The 19,430-nt window shown below is 58.2% G+C and carries 17 protein-coding genes; 5 read left to right on the top strand and 12 right to left on the bottom strand.

All coding sequences use genetic code 11. The features are described from left to right. The first annotated feature begins 369 nt into the window (after nt 1-369). Entirely contained in the window at nt 370-972 is a 603-nt protein-coding gene (locus GJV78_RS04090) for a response regulator transcription factor (RefSeq protein WP_155107133.1), read from the top strand. Nucleotides 973-1,062: 90 nt separating this feature from the next. On the opposite strand, the gene GJV78_RS04085 is transcribed toward GJV78_RS04090, so the two are convergent. The 4 genes from GJV78_RS04085 to GJV78_RS04070 all read right to left on the bottom strand — a co-directional run bounded on the left by GJV78_RS04085 (nt 1,063) and on the right by GJV78_RS04070 (nt 5,692). Further along, nucleotides 1,063-2,712, bottom strand: a complete 1,650-nt coding sequence (locus tag GJV78_RS04085) for an alpha,alpha-trehalase (RefSeq protein WP_155107132.1) — start codon at nt 2,710-2,712, stop codon at nt 1,063-1,065. A gap of 372 nt (nt 2,713-3,084) precedes the next feature. Then, nucleotides 3,085-3,297, bottom strand: a complete 213-nt coding sequence (locus GJV78_RS04080) for a hypothetical protein (RefSeq protein WP_155107131.1) — start codon at nt 3,295-3,297, stop codon at nt 3,085-3,087. Nucleotides 3,298-3,323: 26 nt separating this feature from the next. Continuing rightward, nucleotides 3,324-4,676: a glutathione-disulfide reductase gene (gene gorA, locus GJV78_RS04075; RefSeq protein WP_155107130.1), complete on the bottom strand. Its 1,353-nt coding sequence runs from the start codon at nt 4,674-4,676 to the stop codon at nt 3,324-3,326. A gap of 173 nt (nt 4,677-4,849) precedes the next feature. Continuing rightward, complete coding sequence (locus GJV78_RS04070) at nt 4,850-5,692, bottom strand: 23S rRNA (adenine(2030)-N(6))-methyltransferase RlmJ (protein ID WP_155107129.1); 843 nt, start codon at nt 5,690-5,692, stop codon at nt 4,850-4,852. Between the two features lie 220 nt (nt 5,693-5,912). On the opposite strand from GJV78_RS04070, the gene prlC reads away from it, so the two are divergent. Together prlC and rsmJ are read left to right on the top strand one after the other, a co-directional pair. After that, entirely contained in the window at nt 5,913-7,958 is a 2,046-nt protein-coding gene (gene prlC / locus GJV78_RS04065) for an oligopeptidase A (RefSeq protein WP_155107128.1), read from the top strand. Then, nucleotides 7,955-8,707 (top strand): 16S rRNA (guanine(1516)-N(2))-methyltransferase RsmJ, encoded by a 753-nt coding sequence (rsmJ, locus tag GJV78_RS04060; protein ID WP_167519366.1) that lies wholly within the window; start codon nt 7,955-7,957, stop codon nt 8,705-8,707. Before prlC ends, rsmJ begins: the two co-directional genes overlap by 4 nt. 360 nt (nt 8,708-9,067) lie before the next feature. On the opposite strand, the gene uspA is transcribed toward rsmJ, so the two are convergent. Next, nucleotides 9,068-9,505 carry a universal stress protein UspA gene (uspA, locus tag GJV78_RS04055; RefSeq protein ID WP_155107127.1) on the bottom strand — a complete coding sequence of 146 codons (438 nt, stop codon included), beginning with the start codon at nt 9,503-9,505 and terminating at the stop codon, nt 9,068-9,070. Between the two features lie 391 nt (nt 9,506-9,896). Between uspA and uspB the strand changes: the two genes are divergently transcribed. Then, complete coding sequence (gene uspB, locus GJV78_RS04050; protein WP_155107268.1) at nt 9,897-10,232, top strand: universal stress protein UspB; 336 nt, start codon at nt 9,897-9,899, stop codon at nt 10,230-10,232. 81 nt (nt 10,233-10,313) lie between these two features. Here the strand turns inward: uspB and pitA are convergent, their stop codons facing one another. After that, on the bottom strand, nt 10,314-11,813 hold the full coding sequence (gene pitA / locus GJV78_RS04045) for an inorganic phosphate transporter PitA (RefSeq protein ID WP_155107126.1): 1,500 nt from the start codon (nt 11,811-11,813) through the stop codon (nt 10,314-10,316). 230 nt (nt 11,814-12,043) lie between these two features. On the opposite strand from pitA, the gene GJV78_RS04040 reads away from it, so the two are divergent. Next, nucleotides 12,044-13,240, top strand: coding sequence for a BaiN/RdsA family NAD(P)/FAD-dependent oxidoreductase (locus GJV78_RS04040; RefSeq protein ID WP_167519365.1), 1,197 nt, complete (start codon nt 12,044-12,046; stop codon nt 13,238-13,240). Between the two features lie 323 nt (nt 13,241-13,563). Here GJV78_RS04040 and GJV78_RS04030 read toward each other — a convergent pair whose 3' ends face one another. The 6 genes from GJV78_RS04030 to GJV78_RS04010 all read right to left on the bottom strand — a co-directional run bounded on the left by GJV78_RS04030 (nt 13,564) and on the right by GJV78_RS04010 (nt 19,377). Further along, nucleotides 13,564-13,932 carry a hypothetical protein gene (locus GJV78_RS04030; protein ID WP_155107266.1) on the bottom strand — a complete coding sequence of 123 codons (369 nt, stop codon included), beginning with the start codon at nt 13,930-13,932 and terminating at the stop codon, nt 13,564-13,566. A 34-nt stretch (nt 13,933-13,966) separates the two neighbouring features. After that, nucleotides 13,967-14,446: an RHS repeat-associated core domain-containing protein gene (locus GJV78_RS04025; RefSeq protein WP_330998780.1), complete on the bottom strand. Its 480-nt coding sequence runs from the start codon at nt 14,444-14,446 to the stop codon at nt 13,967-13,969. Then, nucleotides 14,425-14,571 carry a hypothetical protein gene (locus GJV78_RS23460; protein WP_230979061.1) on the bottom strand — a complete coding sequence of 49 codons (147 nt, stop codon included), beginning with the start codon at nt 14,569-14,571 and terminating at the stop codon, nt 14,425-14,427. The genes GJV78_RS04025 and GJV78_RS23460 overlap by 22 nt, the downstream gene beginning before the upstream one ends. A gap of 87 nt (nt 14,572-14,658) precedes the next feature. Then, nucleotides 14,659-16,542, bottom strand: a complete 1,884-nt coding sequence (locus tag GJV78_RS04020; RefSeq protein WP_155107124.1) for a sigma 54-interacting transcriptional regulator — start codon at nt 16,540-16,542, stop codon at nt 14,659-14,661. Between the two features lie 266 nt (nt 16,543-16,808). Continuing rightward, complete coding sequence (locus GJV78_RS04015) at nt 16,809-17,972, bottom strand: metallo-dependent hydrolase (protein ID WP_155107123.1); 1,164 nt, start codon at nt 17,970-17,972, stop codon at nt 16,809-16,811. A gap of 10 nt (nt 17,973-17,982) precedes the next feature. Further along, nucleotides 17,983-19,377: a DASS family sodium-coupled anion symporter gene (locus tag GJV78_RS04010; protein ID WP_155107122.1), complete on the bottom strand. Its 1,395-nt coding sequence runs from the start codon at nt 19,375-19,377 to the stop codon at nt 17,983-17,985. Between the last annotated feature and the right edge of the window lie 53 nt (nt 19,378-19,430).

Raw genomic sequence — 19,430 nt, 5'->3', positions numbered from 1 at the left:
CGTGCCGGGCACAGGCTTTGTGGTCGCGGGCAAAAAAAGGGCAACGCTTGAACGCAACGTGCTATATTTAATTCTGTAACAAATTAAATGCGCCTAAAAATTCCATTTCTGCAAGAAAAACGGTAAGTTAAAAAATAATATTTACTAAAGCGACAGCTGTAAAATATAACATACGCCGCGTTTTTGTCGTTATTTTAAACTAATTATCCTGTACTTTCTGCGGCTTGTCTATATTGTGCGCTTTGTGCTTCTCTCTGCCGTCACTATCTGTAAAATGGCCCTGGCCACATGGCAAATTCTTATTTTACTCCCTGGGTAATACCCTTCCACTACTTCAATCACTTACCCTATTAAGGTGGAGAGAAAGTAATGCGGATTGTAATGTTTGACAGGCAGTCAATATTTATTCATGGAATGAAAGTCAGCCTCCAGCAGCGGATTCCAGGTATAAGTATTCAGAGTGTCGGTCAGGCAGATGAACTCTGGCAAAGGCTGGAACAAATTCCGGATGCGCTGCTTATGCTGGATGGCGATCTCGACGGCGACTTTTGCCGCTGGCTGTTAAAAAAAAAGCAGCAGCAGTTTGCTGAGGTAAAGGTATTAATTACCGCTACGGACTGCAGCAAGAAGTGGCTGCAGGAGGCTCGCCATTATAACGTCCTGGCGGTGGTGCCGCGCGACAGCGGTCCGGAGACCTTTGCCCTGGCGCTGAATACTGTGGCGATGGGTATGCAGTTTTTACCCGGCGACTGGCTAAGCGCGCCGGGGTCGGAATCCCGCGATATTCAGTCGTTGAGCGCGCGTCAGCGTGAGATCCTGACCATGCTGGCGGCGGGAGAGACAAATAAAGAGATTGGCCGGGCGCTTAATATCAGCGCCGGGACGGTAAAAGCGCATCTGGAATCGCTTTACCGACGGCTGGATGTGAAAAACCGCACCCAGGCGGCCATGATGCTTAACGAGCAGCGCTGAACCTTCGGCCGGTATACTGCACCTTTCCTGGCCGTCCACCGGCCTGGGCCGAATATCAACAGGCCGGGCTGCCCGCTTTGGGCAACGCGGCTAAGGCTCTCCGTACAGGCTAATCAGACGACGGATCACGCCGTTGCTCCAGCCAAAGCCGTCCTGCAGGGGATACTCCCCGCCGCCGCCTTCGCGCGGAGTGCCGCCGGCGATATGGTATTTTTCTATCAGCTTGTGGTGCTGCTGATAAAACTGATTCACCGTCTGCAGCCAGCTGTGGGCGATTTCATCGCCGAGCGCGTCATCACCGTACATTTTGAAGCCCTGGATGGCCATCCACTGTAGCGGTGCCCAGCCGTTGGGCTTATCCCACTGTTCGCCGGTCTCATATTCTGTCGCCATGATTCCGCCGGGGGTGAGCAGGCGTTTGCGTACCGCATCGCCCAGACGATCGGCCTGCTCAGGCGACGCCATGCCGACGTACAGCGGTACGATAGCGGCGGCGGAAAAGAGCGCCGGCTGTTCGCGTCGCCAGTCGTAGTCGCGGTAGCAGCCGCTCTCCTCATCCCACAGGTAGCGGTTCACGGCGTTGCGGCGCGCATCGGCCTTCTGGCGAAACAGCGCTTCGGTATCACGTTCGCCCTTCAGCGCCGAAATATTGGCGATCGCGCTTTCCAGCTTAAACAGGAAGGCGTTGAGATCGACCGGAATAAACTGGGTGGTGCGGATGCTGGCCAGCCGCCCGGCGTCGCGCAGCCAGCGGGAGGAGTAGTCCCAGCCGGAGGCGGCTCCGGCGCGCAGATCGCGATAGACCTCGCCCGCCGGGCGGCCCGAATGTCTGGCCGTTTCCACATCCTCCAGCCACGATTCATCGCGGGGGGTGTCGCGGTCATCCCAGTAGCGGTTGAGCAGCGAGCCGTCCGGCATCCTCACCGCGTGGCGGTAGGCCTGGTTAAGCACCAGCGACTCCGCGCCGTCCATCCAGAAGGCGTACTCCATCTTCAGATGGTCAAGGTAGCGTCGCGCCCCGCGTACCCCGTCCTCTTCAAACAGCTCCACCATCAGCGCAAACACTGGCGGCTGGGAGCGGCTCAGGTAGTAGGTGCGGTTGCCGTTGGGAATGTGGCCGTAGTTTTCAATCATCCAGGCGAAGTTGTCCGCCATGCACTTAAGCAGATCGCCACGGCCGCTCTCCGCCAGGCCCAGCATGGTGAAGTAGGAGTCCCAGTAGTAGGTTTCGCTAAACCGGCCCCCCGGCACAATGTACGACTGCGGCAGCGCCAGCAGGGAGGACCACGGAATATGATCCTGCGGCTCGCGGGTCAGCACCGGCCAGAGCTGGTCGATGTGCTCCTTCAGCGAATTCTGCGGGTTGGAGACATACTCACTGGCGTTGACTTCCGGCATCCAGAAGTGGTTTTCGACGAACTGCCGCAGATCAAAATCCCGGTGGCGTCTTACCTTCCGGTAGCGGATCAGGATATCGATCGGGTCCATCTTCGGCGCACAGTCGGGAAAGGTTTTGCTGTCGGCGAAAATTCTCGCCGTCTGAACGTGCTCGAACAGCTCGAGATAGCGGTCGGCCGGGGTAAGGGCGTCGGAGGCGGGCAGCCCCTCGATCATCTCCGGCTCCGGCTCTGCCTCGAGCATTTCATCCAGCTTTAACTCGCACGGATCCGTTTCATAGTTCAGATCGACGTCGATCGTCAATTCTTCCGGCGGGATCGGTTGTCGTTTCTGGTTGAGCATAGTGAGAAGAACCTCCGGATTGCGTCGTAAACGATACGGGTGTTGCCCGGCTGTCTATTAAGCGTAGACATTCGCTTCGCTGCCTGGCGCACAAAGTGTGCGGTAGATCACATTTTTCCCCAGGCTTCTCAGAAGTGGAAAATCTATCTTACTGATTATCTTGTCGATTTATTAACGCTTCGCGGAACCGAAGCGCACCTGTTTTCGGATAATTCGATTGCAACACGTTATGAATAAGCGCAACCATTGCCCGGCACGCGCCGCTTATCCATAGCCAGTTATCGGGTAATTATTTGATTATTATAAAAAGAGTGATGATGAAATGAGCAGAAGCCCTGTTTATTAACGATGACTTCTGACGCCCTTTTACGGCTATTGTGCAACGCTCCAGCTGGAGCTGCCCTTCACCCCGAACGCCAGCGTTGGCACCGCCGAAGCTCTGCGCAGCCTGAAGTATAGTTCGGCTGTCTGGTGATTGCCGCCAACCCGCTGCGGCGGCGCTCTGCTGCCGTAGCGGGTTGGAAACCACGCGACCAGGCGGCGGCCGTCCGGCGCGCAAAGCGCGATACCGGCGACATCAGCCACCCGCCTGCGCGCCGGGAGCCTGCGGCCTAGCGCATGGTGACAAACTCTTCGGCCGCCGTCGGGTGGATCGCCACGGTGTTGTCGAAGTCCTTCTTGGTGGCTCCCATCTTCAGCGCGACCGCAAAGCCCTGCAGCATCTCATCCATACCGAAGCCGATGCCGTGGATGCCGACGATCTTCTCCTCCGGCCCGACGCAGACCAGCTTCATGCGGCACGGCTGGCGGTGAGAAGTGACCGCCGTGTACATGGCGGTAAATGATGATTTATAGACCTTAACCTGGTCCTCGCCGTACTGCTCGCGCGCCTGGGGTTCGGTCAGGCCGACGGTGCCGACAGGCGGGTGGCTGAAGACCACGGTCGGCACGTTGCTGTAGTCCAGATGCTCGTCCGGCCTGTTATTGAACAGGCGCTCCGAGAGGCGGCGGCCCGCGGCAACCGCGACCGGGGTCAGCTCTGGCGCGCCGGTGTTATCGCCCACCGCATAAATCCCTTCCACGCTGGTGTTCTGGTATTTATCAACGACGATGTAGCCTTTTTCATTGGTCTTCACCCCGGCGGCCTGCAGATTTAACCCGTCGGTTGCCGGCTCGCGGCCGATAGCCCAAATCAGGCAGTCCACCGTTTCGCGACGTCCGTCCTGCAGCTCAAGGGTCAGGCTGCCGTCGGCGTTTTTAACCACCGCCTGCGGAATAGCCTGGGTATGCAGGGACGGACCTTCGGCGTTCATCACCTCAACCAGGGTTTCGGTAATCATCGGATCAAAGCTGCGCAGCGGCGCGTGCTTGCGCACGAACAGGTGCGTCTGCGCGCCCAAGCCGTTAATCACGCCCGCCAGCTCAACGGCGATATAGCCCGCGCCCACCACCGCCACCCGCTCCGGCAGCGCGGGCAGGGCAAAGAAGCCGTCGGAGTCGATACCGTACTCAGCGCCCGGAATCGCCGGATGGCTCGGCCGACCGCCGGTGGCGATAAGAATGTGGTCGGCGGTAAGGGTTTCGCCGTTCACTTCGAGGGTTTTCGCATCGATAAAGCGGGCGAAGCCTCTGATTACGTCGACATTATTTTTACCCAGCACGTTGTCGTAGGAGGTATGGATACGGTCGATATAGGCGGTACGGCTGGCGATCAGGGTCGGCCAGCTGAACTGGTTGATGGTGGTGTCGAAGCCGTAGTCCGGCCCGTACAGCTGGATTGCCTCGCGGATCTGCGCGGCGTGCCACATCACCTTCTTCGGCACGCAGCCGACGTTCACGCAGGTGCCGCCCAGCTCTTTGGCCTCAATCAGCGCACATTTCTGGCCGTACATCGCGGCACGGTTAATGGAGGCGATACCGCCGCTGCCGCCGCCGATGGCGACGTAGTCATAATGTTTGCTCATGCGTTTTATCCTTCGTTGCTGATGGCGCTATGGTGTCTCTGTATACGGGCTGAGTCCCCGGACCGGGCTTCGCATCCCGGGCGGTTATTCCGACCCCCGGCGGCTTTCTGCAGCAGCGTCGATGCTACGCGCGGTCGGGGCGTCAGCCTAAAAGGTTCCGTCGATAGCTGCAATTATTCCGGCACGATCCAGTTTACCAGGGTATGGCCGGTGCCCGCCGGAACCAGCTTGCCGTGCAGCCACGGCAGAACGTTGTTCATCTGTTGTTCCAGCTTCCACGGCGGATTAATCACTATCATGCCGGAAGCGGTCATGCCCCGGCGATCGCTGTCCGGCAGGACCGCCAGCTCAATCTGCAGGATCTTGCGGATGCCGGTGGCCTCCAGATCGTGCACCATGCGCTTAATCTGTTGGCGCAGTACCACCGGATACCACAGGGCGTAGGTGCCGGTGGCGAAGCGCTTATAGCCTTCGCTGATGCCGGCGACCACCGCCTGATAGTCAGTTTTGAGTTCGTAAGGCGGATCGATCAGCACCAGGCCGCGGCGGGAGACCGGCGGCAGCCTGGCCTTCAGCTGCCGGTAGCCGTCGGCTCGTTCCACGCGGGCGCGGCTGTCCTTCTGAAACTCGGCCCGCAGCAGCGGATAGTCGCTGGGGTGCAGCTCGGTGAGCTGGATGCTGTCCTGCTCGCGCAGCAGCTGACGGGCGATGAGCGGAGAGCCGGGATAGTAGCGCAGCTGGCCGCTGCGGTTAAAGTGTTGAACCACGCCGATATAAGGCTCCAGTTCGACGGGCAGGTCGTCCTGCTGCCAGATCCGCGCGATGCCTTCCAGATATTCGCCGGTGCGTTCGGCGTGTTCGCTGCTCAGCTGATAGCGGCCCGCGCCCGCGTGGGTGTCCAGATAGAGAAAGGGTTTCTCTTTTTCTTTGAGCGACTCGATGATCAGGCTCTGAACGGTGTGTTTAAGGACGTCGGCATGGTTGCCCGCGTGAAAGCTGTGGCGATAACTGAGCATGGAGAAATGATATCCGGAGTAGAAAAGAGGGTGGCCGCAGTTTACCGTAGATTACGGCGGAATGCGCGTTTGCCGCGCCCGCCCCGCCCTGAATAGCGCAGCGCCGGGGCGCGCAAACCGGCCGGGATTGAAATCCACTACACTTACCCCCATTCTGGAACGATATTGCACAGCGCCGGACGCGCGCTTCATTCACCCTCTTCCTAAAAGGACAGCGCTTATGACCAATCCCTTACTGACTCCCTTTGAGCTTCCGCCGTTTTCCGCAATACGGCCAGAGCATGTGGTTCCGGCGGTGACGAAAGCGCTGAACGACTGCCGGGAATGCGTTGAGCGCGTGGTGGCGCAGGGAGCACCCTACAGCTGGGAAAACCTCTGCCAGCCGCTGGCGGAGGCGGACGATGCGCTGGGACGCCTCTTTTCGCCGGTCAGCCATCTGAACGCGGTTAAAAACAGCCCGGAGCTGCGCGAAGCCTATGAGCAGACGCTGCCGCTGCTGTCCGAATACAGCACCTGGGTCGGCCAGCATGAAGGACTGTACCGGGCCTGGCGCGATCTGCGCGACGGCGATCGCTACGCCGCGCTGAATATCGCCCAGAAAAAAGCGGTGGATAACGCCCTGCGCGATTTCGAGCTTTCCGGCATCGGCCTGCCGAAAGAGAAGCAGCAGCGCTATGGCGAGATCGCCGCCCGCCTGTCCGAGCTGGGCAACCAGTACAGCAACAACGTCCTCGATGCCACGATGGGCTGGACGAAACTGATTACCGACGAAAGCGAGCTGGCGGGAATGCCGGAAAGCGCCCTGGCGGCGGCCAAAGCCCAGGCGGAGGCCAAAGAGCAGCAGGGCTGGCTGCTGACGCTGGATATGCCGAGCTATCTGCCGGTGATGACCTGGTGCGACAACCAGGGGCTGCGCGAAGAGATGTACCGCGCCTACGTGACCCGCGCCTCCGACCAGGGGCCGAACGCGGGACGGTGGGACAACGGCCCGATCATGGCCGAAATCCTCGCCCTGCGCCACGAGCTGGCGCAACTGCTGGGCTTTGACAGCTACGCCGATAAGTCGCTGGCCACTAAAATGGCGGAAACCCCGCAGCAGGTGCTGGTCTTCTTAACCGATCTGGCGCAGCGCGCCCGCCCGCAGGGCGAGAAGGAGCTGGCCCAACTGCGCGCCTTTGCGAAAGCGGAGTTTGGCGTCGAGGAGCTGCAGCCGTGGGATATCCCGTACTACAGCGAAAAGCAGAAGCAGCATCTCTACAGCATCAACGACGAGCAGCTGCGCCCGTTCTTTCCGGAAAACCGGGCGGTTAACGGCCTGTTTGAGGTGGTGAAGCGCATTTACGGCATCACCGCCAAAGAGCGTCACGACGTTGACGTCTGGCATCCGGACGTGCGCTTCTTCGAGCTGTACGACGAAAGCGGCGAGCTGCGCGGCAGCTTCTATCTCGATCTCTACGCGCGCGAGAACAAACGCGGCGGAGCCTGGATGGACGACTGCGTCGGCCAGATGCGCAAAGCCGACGGCACGCTGCAAAAGCCGGTGGCTTACCTGACCTGCAACTTTAACCGTCCGGTTAACGGCAAGCCGGCGCTGTTCACCCATGACGAGGTGATCACCCTGTTTCACGAGTTCGGGCACGGCCTGCACCATATGCTGACCCGCATTGAAACGGCGGGCGTCTCCGGCATCAACGGGGTGCCGTGGGACGCGGTGGAGCTGCCGAGCCAGTTTATGGAGAACTGGTGCTGGGAGCCGGAGGCGCTGGCTTTTATCTCCGGCCATTTTGAGACCGGCGAGCCGCTGCCGAAAGCGCTGCTGGATAAGATGCTGGCGGCGAAGAACTATCAGGCGGCGCTGTTTATCCTGCGTCAGCTGGAGTTTGGCCTGTTTGACTTCCGACTGCACGCCGATTTCGACCCGCAGCAGGGGGCGAAGATCCTGGAGACCCTGGCGGAGATTAAAAAGCAGGTCGCCGTGGTGCCGGGGCCGACCTGGGGCCGCTTCCCGCATGCCTTCAGCCATATTTTCGCCGGCGGCTACGCGGCGGGCTACTACAGCTACCTGTGGGCCGACGTGCTGGCGGCGGACGCCTTCTCCCGCTTTGAGGAGGAGGGGATTTTCAACCGCGAAACCGGACGGTCGTTCCTTGACAACGTTCTGACCCGCGGCGGCTCCGAGGAGCCGATGGCGCTGTTCAAGCGCTTCCGCGGCCGGGAGCCGCAGCTGGACGCCATGCTGGACCACTACGGAATCCAGCGTCAGTGAAAATCTGCTTAGTGGATGAAAAGGGTGCCGGAGACGGTGCCTTATCCGCTTTTGCCGCCCGCTGGGGGCTGGAGCATGATGAGGACAGCCCGCTGGCGCTGGCGCTGACCGCCCGGCACCTGGAGCTGCGCAAGCGTGACGAGCCGAAGCTCGGCGGTATCTTCGTCGATTTTGCCGGCGGGGCGATGGCCCACCGGCGAAAGTTCGGCGGCGGCCGCGGCGAGGCGGTGGTGAAAGCGGTGGGCGTAAAGGGCGACTATCTGCCGGAGGTGGTGGACGCCACGGCGGGGCTGGGGCGCGACGCCTTTGTGCTGGCCTGCGTCGGCTGCCGGGTGCGGATGCTGGAGCGCAACCCGGCGGTGGCGGCGCTGCTTGACGACGGCCTGGCGCGCGGCTACGCCGACCCGGAGATCGGCCCGTGGCTGCGGGAGCGGCTGCAGCTTATTCACGCCTCCAGCCTGACGGCGCTCGGCGATATCACGCCGCGTCCGCAGGTGGTCTATCTCGATCCGATGTTTCCGCACCGGCAGAAAAGCGCGCTGGTGAAAAAAGAGATGCGGGTATTTCAGGCGCTGGTGGGTCCGGATACAGACGCCGACGGGCTGCTGGCTCCGGCGCGACGGCTGGCGACGAAGCGGGTGGTGGTTAAGCGCCCGGACTACGCGCCGCCGCTGGCGGGGGAGGCCACCGCCAACGCGGTGGTGACCAAAGGGCACCGCTTCGATATTTACGCCGGAACGCCGGAATAGCACCGCGCGCTTTGGCGGGGTAATTTCGCGTCGCCCGGGGTCGGATGCCTCATTCCGGCATCGTTATTCACCGCACTCCGAACGGACGGCGGGTATAAAAACACCCGCGGCAGCGGGCCCGAGACTGATGACAAACCCCAGACCGAACTCGTTCGGCCATAATCACCACAAAAATAAACAAGGAAAATCAATCCATTGATTTTCGGCTGCTAACCACAAAGAGGGAAAAACCACGTTTTTTCCCTCTTTGTCAGCAATCTGACGCCCGCGGCAGCGGGCGCGAGAGTAAGGTGACGGATAGAGAGAAAGCAAAAGGGGGCAAAAGGCTTCCCCCTTCGCCCGTTTGCCCGTCGGGGCCGGTTACTCCTCTTCGTCGTCGCGCAGCGGCACGATCAGCATATCGACGTGAACGGTGTTGATCAGCTGGCGCGCGGAGGACATCAGCTTGCTCCAGAAGTCCTGATGGTGGCCGCAGACCACCAGATCCATGTCATATTTCTTAATGGCGTCAACCAGCACCTGGCCCAGATCGCCGCTGCCGCTCAGGGTTTCGGTGATCGGATAGCCCGCGTTGCTGGACAGCTCGGTCAGCGCGTGGTGGGTCTCTTCAGAGATACGCTTCTGCATATCGCCCAGGTTTACGTCGATCAGGCCGGTGTACAGATCGGAGTAATTAACGTCAACGTGAATCAGCGAGATCTTCGCATTATAGGGACGCGCCATGGAGACTGCTTTTTCAACCAGAACTTTGCTTTCCGGTGAGAGATCAACCGCGATAAGTATGTGTTTGTAAGCCATAGTGGTACTCCTTCCATAAGCTGTCGATGACCGATGAGCCACGGGCATGTTCTATGCCGCCGCATCGCCCTCGCGTCCCGTGAATCACCGGCGCGAGGCAGGCCCGTACGTTGCAAATTAAGAATATCCTTACATTATAGCCGGCTGAATAATCCGTCAATTCACCTTGCTTATTCGCCAGTTAAATAAAATTTCCAGATTATTACTTTGATAGCGGTTAACCTTCTGGAAAAAAAATTAACTCATCTCCTACACTATTTAGGGAGCCGCCCGGATGCAGCGCACCCACGCGAGCGGCTCGGTTCCTGATTTTACGCTGAACTGTCTGGCAGGATATCGCAGAGCGATCGTCCCGGAGCGCATCTCCGTGAGCGAATCGCCGGGAGGTTGTATGATAAGCACCGTCGCATTGTTCTGGGCTTTGTGTGTGGTTTGCATTGTTAATATGGTGCGCTATTTCTCATCGCTGCGCGCGCTGTTGGTGGTACTTCGCGGGTGCGATCCCTTGCTCTATCAGTATGTGGACGGCGGGGGCTTTTTCACCGCCCACGGTCAGCCCAATAAGCAGGTGCGGCTGGTGCGGTACATCTACGCCCGGCGCTACCTCGATCATCATGATGAAGAGTTTATCCGCCGCTGCGAACGGGTGCGCCGCCAGTTTATCCTGACCAGCGCCCTGTGCGGGCTGGTGGCGATCAGCCTGCTGGCCCTGATCGTCTGGCAATAGGCCGTGTCCCTTAGAGGGCTACAGCCTAATAAAAAAGCGGGCCAGTTTCCTGACCCGCCCGCATACTGCGTCGTGACCCGCTTAGATGATCTGCAGGGAGAGCCAGTACAGCGCGCCTGACAGAATAATCGCCGCGGGCAGGGTGAACACCCAGGCCATCAGAATGCTGGTGACCGTCTTGCGCTGCAGGCCACTGCCGTCAACCACCATCGTTCCCGCCACCGAGGAGGAGAGCACGTGGGTGGTGGATACCGGCATCCCGGTATAGCTGGCAAGGCCGATGGAGACCGCCGCGGTCATCTGTGCCGACATCCCCTGGGCGTAGGTCATGCCCTTTTTACCGATCTTTTCGCCGATGGTGGTCGCCACGCGACGCCAGCCGATCATGGTGCCGATCCCCAGCGCCAGCGCTACCGCCATAATGATCCACACCGGCGCGTACTCGATGGTGCTCAGCATATCGGTTTTCAGGTTCTTCAGCAGACGTCGATCGTCAGCGCTTACGCCGGGCAGCTTCACCACCTTATCGGTGGTATCGGAGATGCACAGCATAATGCGGCGCAGCTGGCCGCGCTGCCCGACGCTCAGCCTGTCGTAGCTCTCCAGGCTGTTGTCCAGCATCCCTTTCGCGCGGTTCAGCGCGTGCAGGGTATTCGCCGGATGGCAGTGGAACTCCGTTTGCTCCGCTACGCCCGGTTCAGTAGAGGGGATTAGCTGCTCCGTGCCGGTAACCTTTTTGAGCAGTTCGGGATGCTGCTGGAAATAGAGGCTGACGTTGTTGACGGCGTCGCGGGTGCGGGTGATTTCGTAGCCGGAAGCGTTCATATTGACCACGAAGCCTGCGGGCGCGACGCCGATCAGCACCAGCATAACCAGGCCGATGCCTTTCTGGCCGTCGTTGGCCCCGTGAGAGAACGCCACGCCGATGGCGGAGAGGATCAGCGCGATACGGGTCCAGAACGGCGGTTTTTTCTTGCCGTCTTTCTTTTCACGCTCGGCCGGCGTCAGGTGAATGCGGGCGCGCTTCCTGGTGCCGCTCCAGTAGCGGCGCAGCAGGAAGATCAGGCCGCCTGCGAAGACCAGGCCAACGATCGGGGAGACAATCAGGGAGCCGAAGATATTGATTACTTTCGGGATATTCAGCGCATCCACCACCGAGGTGCCGGACATCATCGCATTGGTTAAACCGATGCCGATAATCGCGCCAATCAGGGTGTGGGAGCTGGAGGCCGGCAGGCCGAAGTACCAGGTGCCAAGGTTCCAGATGATAGCCGCCAGCAGCATGGAGAAAACCATCGCCAGGCCGTGGGCGGAGCTCATGTTGAGCAGCAGATCGGTCGGCAGCATATGCACGATAGCATAGGCCACGCTGAGGCCACCCAGCAGTACGCCGAAGAAGTTGAACAGCGCGGCCATAACCACCGCAAGCTGCGAACGCATCGCGCGGGTATAAATTACGGTCGCCACCGCGTTAGCTGTATCATGAAAGCCGTTAATCGCTTCATAAAGCAGCACAAAAGCCAGAGCAAGCAATAATAAAAGCCCGGTATGCAGATCCAGGCCAGCAAACAAATGTAGCATAGGACGTTACGCCATTTTGAGGACATGAACGCGGCGCATTATCAGTGACTTTCGCGGCGCGGGCAAAGTGAAATATAGACTTTTTTTGATTTATCTCGCGCTTCGCTCACGGCGACTAAAGAATTATCTTATATAATTCAGCAAAATAGTTATTCCTGACCCTTTTGCCACTGGTGCGACCACTAAGGAAACTTTACAATTCCCGCCCGCTTTTAACTGAGGATCGCAACGTGGAAAGGTTTGATGTCGTTATTATCGGTGCCGGAGCAGCGGGCATGTTCTGCGCCGCGCAGGCCGGGCAGGCGGGCTGCCGGGTGCTGCTTATCGATAACGGTAAAAAGCCGGGGCGTAAAATCCTCATGTCCGGCGGGGGGCGCTGTAACTTTACCAACCTTTATATCGATCCCGCCGCCTATCTGAGCCGGAACCCGCATTTTTGTAAATCGGCGCTGGCGCGCTACGGCCAGTGGGATTTTATCGGCCTGGTGGATCGGTACGGCATCGCCTGGCATGAAAAGACGCTTGGCCAGCTGTTTTGTGATGACTCCGCCCAGCAGATTGTCGATATGCTGGTGGCCGAGTGCGAAAAGGGCGGCGTGACGATGCGTCTGCGCAGCGAGGTGCTGAGCGTAGGGCGCGACGACGACGGCTTTGCGCTGGCGCTGAACGGCGCGAGCGTTGGTGCGAAAAAGCTGGTTATCGCCTCCGGCGGCCTCTCGATGCCCGGCCTGGGCGCTTCGCCGTTCGGTTATAAAATCGCCGAACAGTTTGGCCTGAAGGTGCTGCCCACCCGCGCTGGGCTGGTGCCTTTTACTCTGCATAAGCCGCTGCTGGAGGCGCTGCAGGCGCTGGCAGGGGTCTCCGTACCGGCGGTTATCACCGCCGCCGACGGCACCCGCTTTCGCGAAAACCTGCTCTTTACCCACCGCGGGCTGTCCGGCCCGGCGGTGCTGCAGATCTCCAGCTACTGGCAGCCCGGTGAGTTCGTCAGCATTAACCTGCTGCCGGACAGCGATCTGGCCGCCTTCCTTAATGAGCAGCGCGGCGCTCACCCGAACCAGAGCCTGAAGAATACTCTGGCGATGCAGCTGCCGAAGCGGCTGGTGGAGCGCCTGCAGCAGCTCGGGCAGATCCCTGACGTTTCGCTGAAGCAGCTGAACCCGCGCGAGCAGCAGGCGCTGGTGGCGACGCTGACCGAATGGCGGGTACAGCCTAACGGCACCGAGGGCTACCGCACCGCGGAGGTGACGCTCGGCGGCGTGGATACCGACGAGCTTTCTTCACGCACCATGGAGGCGCGTCGGGTGCCGGGCCTCTATTTTATCGGCGAGGTGATGGACGTCACCGGCTGGCTGGGCGGCTATAATTTCCAGTGGGCCTGGTCGAGCGCCTGGGCCTGCGCGCAGGATCTGGCGGAGAGTAAATAAGCGGGGAAACAAATTCGTTCAGCCGGTAGCCGCCCTCCTGCCGCTCCGCCTGGCCAGGGGGCTATCGCCGCCTTTGTTATACAACCAGAGCGTGCCGGTTTCGGCCTGTTTCAGTGCAAATGCAATCTGTTTTTCGGTATAACGGCTCTTTTTCATGGCAATGCGCCTCTCTGTGAGGTGAAAGAAAGACCGGATATTTCAGTTTAGACTGGTACTGTTTTCAGGGATGAGATCACGGGACGGGGTGTTTAAGGTGCTGAACGAAAGTTAAATAATAAAAAAGCCGGGAAGATTTAATTTTTTTCCCGGCTTTGTCTAATTAATTATTCAGGAAATTCTCCTTTTTTATATGATGACCATAAATGGTTGATAGACCAAGAGTTTTCCTTTCCTAGAACAAAACTTTTGGATATTATTTCAATATCATCAGATATACGCGAAGATATTTCAGAATTATTAATTATCCTGAATGAGTATTTAAATGCCTTTTCCCTCAACGAATCAATAAACTCAATATCATCATCCTGAATAATTTCTTTGTTTAATGAATTAAACTCACTCATCCAGCGATCATCAAACTCCGGTTCATCTCTTGAATCTAATGTACTATCGACATTTAATGATTTAAGAAAATCAAAAAATGACGGGGTGGATAAATAGTTATCAATTTCAATTAACTTATGATTAATCATCACGTTAACTCTTGTTCTTTAAGCAAAATATATATTAAATCAACAGTTTTGGAAGGTGTCGCATTAGTGCCTGGCGTATGATTTCCATTTGGAGAGTTAACATCACTCTGATGTCACCTAATTTCGAATACGCTTTTCTGTAAGCATTAAATAGCATTTTATACGAACCAGGTAAATCATCTTTTCTTGGACCTATCACATCTCGTTCCGCATCATGTAATCGCCAGCGATCATGCTCTGGATTTTTTCCTATAGGGAATAACGTTGGCCGAATTTTATGGGATCGGAAAACTTCAAACGAACGTCCTTTAGATTTACGGACCGCAGGAACATGATGTTCAGATTCACTCACGCCCATACACTTCTTCGTTAATCCAAGCTGATCGATCCAACTTAACGGATTCGGCGCATAAGCGTAGAGATTCAGGCCGCCATTTAGCCCTATCGGATCCGGCGTAATATATCGCCCCAGCTCCGGCTGGTTGTACCGGTTCAGATTGTAAAAGAACCCCACTCCTCGTCCTGTCCCTGAAAACGCAGCGGGCTGCGGAACGTCAGCAGTGCCTTGCCCGTATCATAATCGCTTAAAATCCCTTCGTCACTCACCCGGCCGAAGGCGTCATATTCGCAGATGTACATCCGCCTGCCGTTGATGTCCGTCAGGCTGTGCGGCGTGCCGGGGGGGGCCGCGACAGGAATGCGTAATGTGTGCGGATCGCGCGGCGCTCAACCGCTGATGCGGTGCTCCTTAAGCTTGCGCCAGAGGGTGGTGGGGCTGATCCCCAGCATTATTGAGGCTTTCGTCCGGTCGCCATGGGTTTTGTCGAGTACCTGAGCGATCAGCCGTTTCTCCTGTTTTTTCAACAGCATCGTTTCGTCTGAAGAAATATTGGCGTCGGCGGCTGGCGGCGCGCCCTCTTCGGATACGGAGGCAATGCCGGCAATTTGCTGAAGCAGCGCTTTATCGACCATGCCGGCCTCCAGCAGCGCCGCCAGCCGCCAGACGACGGCCTGCAGCTCGCGGACGTTGCCGGGCCAGGCGTGGCGGGAGAGCGCCTCCAGCGCGTCGGGGACAAAAACCAGCGTTTTGCCCTGCCGGGACAGCAGGTGCTGAACAATCAGCGGAATATCCGCCGCCCGTTCGCGCAGCGCCGGAAGCTTCAGCTCCAGCACGTTGATGCGGTAGTAAAGATCCTGACGAAAAGCGCCGCTTTTCACCAGCGCGCTGAGATCTTTATTGCTGGCGGTAATCAGCCGAAAGTCGGCGGTAAGCAGCGCGTCGCCGCCGAGCCGGGTGAACTGCTGCTCCTGGAGCACGCGCAGCAGCTTAATTTGTACCGACAGCGGCGCTTCGCTGATCTCATCAATAAAAACGCTGCCGCCCATCGCCATCTCAAAGACGCCCGGCTTTCCCCCCTTGCGCGCGCCGGTGAACGCCCCGTCGGCGTAGCCGAACAGCTCGCTCTCCAGTATGTTTTCCGGAATTGCCGCGCAGTTAATGGCGATAAACGGCCGCTGGCTGCGGTCGCCGTGATGATGAATGCTCTGGGCGAACAGCTCTTTACCGGTTCCCGTCTCGCCGAGAATAGTCACCGGCAGCGCGTTCCCGGCGTACAGCCTGGCCCTGGCGATAGTCGCCGATATTGCCTCAGACCGGCCGATGATATCGGCAAAGGTGTAGCGGGTGGTAAAGCCGCGCAGCCGGCCCTTTTTATTTCCGACGGACTGCCACAGCGCGCTATCCTGCGCGACGCCGGTGACGATCGACCAGCAGGCCTGGCGATGGGTGAAATTTTTCACCGAGATATAAATAAGGCTACCGTTAATTTCCACAGGCTGCGCCTGCAGATCCTGCTCATTAATAATGCTGGCATAGATCTCTCTGAACGCCTCTTTTGTAACGATTTTATCGCCGACGTGGCACTGGAACAGGCGGCTGCCGGCAGCGTTAATGGTAAGCACCTGGCCGAGATGATCGACGCACATGATGCCCTCCCGGGCCTGGTTCAGCGCCGCGTGGCTTATGGTCGCCCTGGTGTGCTGCTGGTTGATATATTTCAGCAGGCTGAAGGCTTCGTTAATGGCCTGCTCAATGGAAATGGTATCGGTATCGCCCATCACCGCGTTGAGCCGGTACTTTTTCGCCATTTCGGCCACCGTCAGGCCGCCGATCACCAGCTGATAATGGCTTTCCGAAAGGCTTTTTACGACGCTTTCAATATCATAATGGTTATAGACCTGGCAGATTTTAAAATCTTCATTGGTCATATTCTGATAGTGGCGCAGGGCGTTGCAAAACGACGGAAAGCCGACGGCGGCAATTTTTTGCGATCGGTTTTTCGCCTCCTGCAGAATGCGGTAAACGCCGTGGAAGTCGTGGGCGATCTCAATCACCGGAATGGTCAGGTTGCTGCGTAATAGCGCCGCGGTGCCGCCCCGGCTAATAATAATTTTGCTGCCGCTGGTAATCATTTCGCTGGCTTTATCCAGCACCTCAGAATAATGAAATTCATAGACCGGGATCTCCAGCTGCCTTTCGATTAAGACATTGGCGATGCGCTGGGTTATTGTCCGGGATACGGAAAAAATGACGATTTCATTACTCTTCATGCCAGGCTCGTGACTTTTACTTTAGCGATTGATGATGCCCACAATAATGTGAGCCGCAGGGGGAAACGCCAAGCGTTTTATGCCCGTCATACTTCAGGTTGCATGTGCGTTGGCTTTATTCGGCCCAGGGACCTCAGCCCTTCGGGGCCAGCCTGGGGGCTATTCAAAACGCGCTGCGTTTTGTCCTGCAACTCGCATTATTTAGGGTATACACAGCGCAAGGGAAGCGCCTCAGGCGTTAGCCGCCCGAGGCGCGGAGTGCGAAATTAAAAGCGCAGACGGCGATAAACAATTTCCCCGTTGCACAGCGTGGCGCAGTTATCAAGGTAGCGATCGCCTTCGATCTTCACGCCGCGGGTATCTTCAAAGACGATACGCTCTTTGCGCATCTTGACGATGGCGATATCGGCAAAGGCACCCGGCGCGAGGGTGCCGATTTGCCCGGCCATTTTCATCAGCCGTGCCGGGGTGGTGGTCACCGCGCGCAGCACGTCAAAAAACGACATGCCCATATTCAGGTATTTCGACATGACGTGCAGCAGGCTGTAGACCTTATCGGTACGCAGGCTGTTGCGCCGGGTAAGATCGGTGCTGATGATGTCCGGGTAGAATCCCTGTTCCAGCGCCCTGCTGGCGATGTGGAAGTCAAAATGCGCCACGCCGTTCGAGCAGTCAAAAATCACCCCTCTGGCCTGCGCCGCCTTCACGGCGGCAAACACTTCGCCCTGCGGGTTGAGGATCGCGTGTCCCGTTCCGTGGAAGCAGTGGGCCCAGACGTCGTCGGCGGCGAAATGGTGGATCAGCTCGTCCGCGGGCTGCAGCGCGTCGGTCACGTGGACGCAGAGTGAGGTGTTAAGCTGGCGTGCCAGCGCCACCGTCGCCTGGAAGGGGTCGCTGGCGTACTGTTTTCCTTTCGCGATATCCTGGCTGTAGCGCAGCTTCAGCCCCAGAATATTGTCGGCGTTTTCACGCAGCGTGCGGGCGATCTGCTCAACGTTATAGTTGGCGGGATTGGTATTTTCCAGATAGCCCGTTGGCCCGCCGCCCAGCGTGGCAAGCCCCACGTTGACCACGTTGAGGTAGCTTTTCATTCTCACCGTCGAGGAGGCGACCACCGCCTGGCGAAACAGCGGATAGTTCACCCAGCCGCTGCTGCCCGCGTCCACAAAGCCGGTCACCCCGTTGGGCAGGCCCACCACGTCAGGATTGACGCTAATCGCCGTGCCGCCGTGAAACACGTGGGCGTGAAAGTCGATAAGCCCCGGCAGAACGATGCAGCCCGCGGCGTCAATAACGGTTTCCGCCTGCGAGGCGTCGGCGTCGCTCAGATCCACGATCCGGTTCCCGACGACGCCGATACTGCGGTTGACGTAGTCGTTGCCGTCGGTGTCGGCGACGAGGCCGTTTTTAATCAGAATATCCAGTTTCATCGTTAACTCCTTAAATGCCGATCAGCTTCCAGTAAGGAATGCCAATCAGGAAGTAAACCAGCACGTTAATCAGCACCATCACGGTGCCCAGCAGCCAGAAGGTTTTTTGCGGCACATAGCCGCTGGAGAAGGTGAACACGCCCGCGCCGTTGCCGTAGTGGGTCAGCAGCGCGCCGTAGCCTGCGGAGAAGGCCAGCGACAGGGCGATATACATCGGATGCGCCTGGGTGGTCATCCCCAGGGTGAACAGCACCGGATAGAACGACACCACGAAGGCGCTGTTGGAGACGAAGAAGTAGCGCACCGCGAGGCTGATAAACACCAGCACGCCGATGGCGCTGATTTCACTAAGGTGCGACAGGTCGAGATAGTTCTTAATCACCTCCACGAGGTAGACATAAAACCCGCCCTTCGACAGCGCGATGGCGCAGCCGTAAAAGGCCCCGTACCAGACAAAGGTCTGCCAGGCCGCCTTTTCGCTGACCACGTCGTTCCAGCTCAGCACGCGGAACAGCAGCAGGCAGGCGAGGAAAGCAAGGCCGACCGGAATAAAGGCGATCCCGGTCAGGGAGCCGGTCATCCAGCCCAGCACGCCGAGAATAAAGAAGACGATCAGCAGCTTCTCTTCGCGCTTAACCGGACCCAGCTCCTGCAGCCCTTTTTCGGCGATGTCGTTGACGTTGCTGATGGTCTTCAGCTCCGGGGCATAAATTTTATAGAGGATCCACGGTGCCAGCAGCAGGACCAGCCCCGCCGGCAGCACGGCCGCTGTAAACCAGGTCATCCATTCGAGATTGACCTTCATGATCTCGTTAGCCAGCGAGACGGTGATGGAGTTGGTCGCCATCCCGGTCATAAACAGGCTGGAGGTGCCCATCGAAACCACGTACATCAGGATGGTCAGGTAAGCGCCGATTTTGCGGCTGCCCTCTTCGGGCTTTGAGCCAAGCGCCTCGGCGATATTGCGGAAAATAGGGTAGGTGATGCCGCCGGAGCGGGACATATTCGAGCCGGTGGCGGGGGCCAGCACGGTGTCGGTGACCATCATCAGATAGCCGAGCGTCAGGGTATTTTTGCCGTAGCGTTTTAACAGGAGATAGGCGATGCGCTTACCCAGTCCGGTGATGACGAACGCCTTGCAGATAATAAAGGCGCTGATGATAAACCAGACCATCGGGCTGCCGAAGCCGGCGAACAGCGGCGCAGGGTCCAGCACCAGCGCGGCGAATCCCAGAATAATCAGCATAATCACGGCGTCGGTAAAGGGGCGCAGCACCAGGCCGCACAGCATCGCCAGGTAGATACCGACCATATGCCACGTCGGTGCCGCAACGCTTTCAGGATGGGGAATTATCCAGAATAAAACCGGGAAAAAGATAATGGGTAAGAGTTTTAAATAAAGCATTTTTTATTACCTTTGCTTTAACGGCCGCGGCCGGAACAACGCCGCAGCCGTTA

This window comes from Intestinirhabdus alba, from assembly GCF_009711095.1.
In the GTDB taxonomy this organism is placed as follows: domain Bacteria; phylum Pseudomonadota; class Gammaproteobacteria; order Enterobacterales; family Enterobacteriaceae; genus Intestinirhabdus; species Intestinirhabdus alba.
Note: the sequence above shows the minus strand (reverse complement) of the source record. Positions and strands in the feature narration are given on the sequence as shown.

Bases quoted from the DNA above. Each gene is read 5' to 3' on its own strand.
- GJV78_RS04090 (WP_155107133.1), top strand. From the start codon at position 370: ATGCGGATTGTAATGTTTGACAGGCAGTCAATATTTATTCATGGAATG.
- GJV78_RS04085 (WP_155107132.1), bottom strand. From the start codon at position 2,712: ATGCTCAACCAGAAACGACAACCGATCCCGCCGGAAGAATTGACGATC.
- gorA (WP_155107130.1), bottom strand. From the start codon at position 4,676: ATGAGCAAACATTATGACTACGTCGCCATCGGCGGCGGCAGCGGCGGT.
- GJV78_RS04070 (WP_155107129.1), bottom strand. From the start codon at position 5,692: ATGCTCAGTTATCGCCACAGCTTTCACGCGGGCAACCATGCCGACGTC.
- prlC (WP_155107128.1), top strand. From the start codon at position 5,913: ATGACCAATCCCTTACTGACTCCCTTTGAGCTTCCGCCGTTTTCCGCA.
- uspA (WP_155107127.1), bottom strand. From the start codon at position 9,505: ATGGCTTACAAACACATACTTATCGCGGTTGATCTCTCACCGGAAAGC.
- uspB (WP_155107268.1), top strand. From the start codon at position 9,897: ATGATAAGCACCGTCGCATTGTTCTGGGCTTTGTGTGTGGTTTGCATT.
- pitA (WP_155107126.1), bottom strand. From the start codon at position 11,813: ATGCTACATTTGTTTGCTGGCCTGGATCTGCATACCGGGCTTTTATTA.
- GJV78_RS04030 (WP_155107266.1), bottom strand. From the start codon at position 13,932: ATGATTAATCATAAGTTAATTGAAATTGATAACTATTTATCCACCCCG.
- GJV78_RS23460 (WP_230979061.1), bottom strand. From the start codon at position 14,571: ATGTACATCTGCGAATATGACGCCTTCGGCCGGGTGAGTGACGAAGGG.
- GJV78_RS04020 (WP_155107124.1), bottom strand. From the start codon at position 16,542: ATGAAGAGTAATGAAATCGTCATTTTTTCCGTATCCCGGACAATAACC.
- GJV78_RS04015 (WP_155107123.1), bottom strand. From the start codon at position 17,972: ATGAAACTGGATATTCTGATTAAAAACGGCCTCGTCGCCGACACCGAC.
- GJV78_RS04010 (WP_155107122.1), bottom strand. From the start codon at position 19,377: ATGCTTTATTTAAAACTCTTACCCATTATCTTTTTCCCGGTTTTATTC.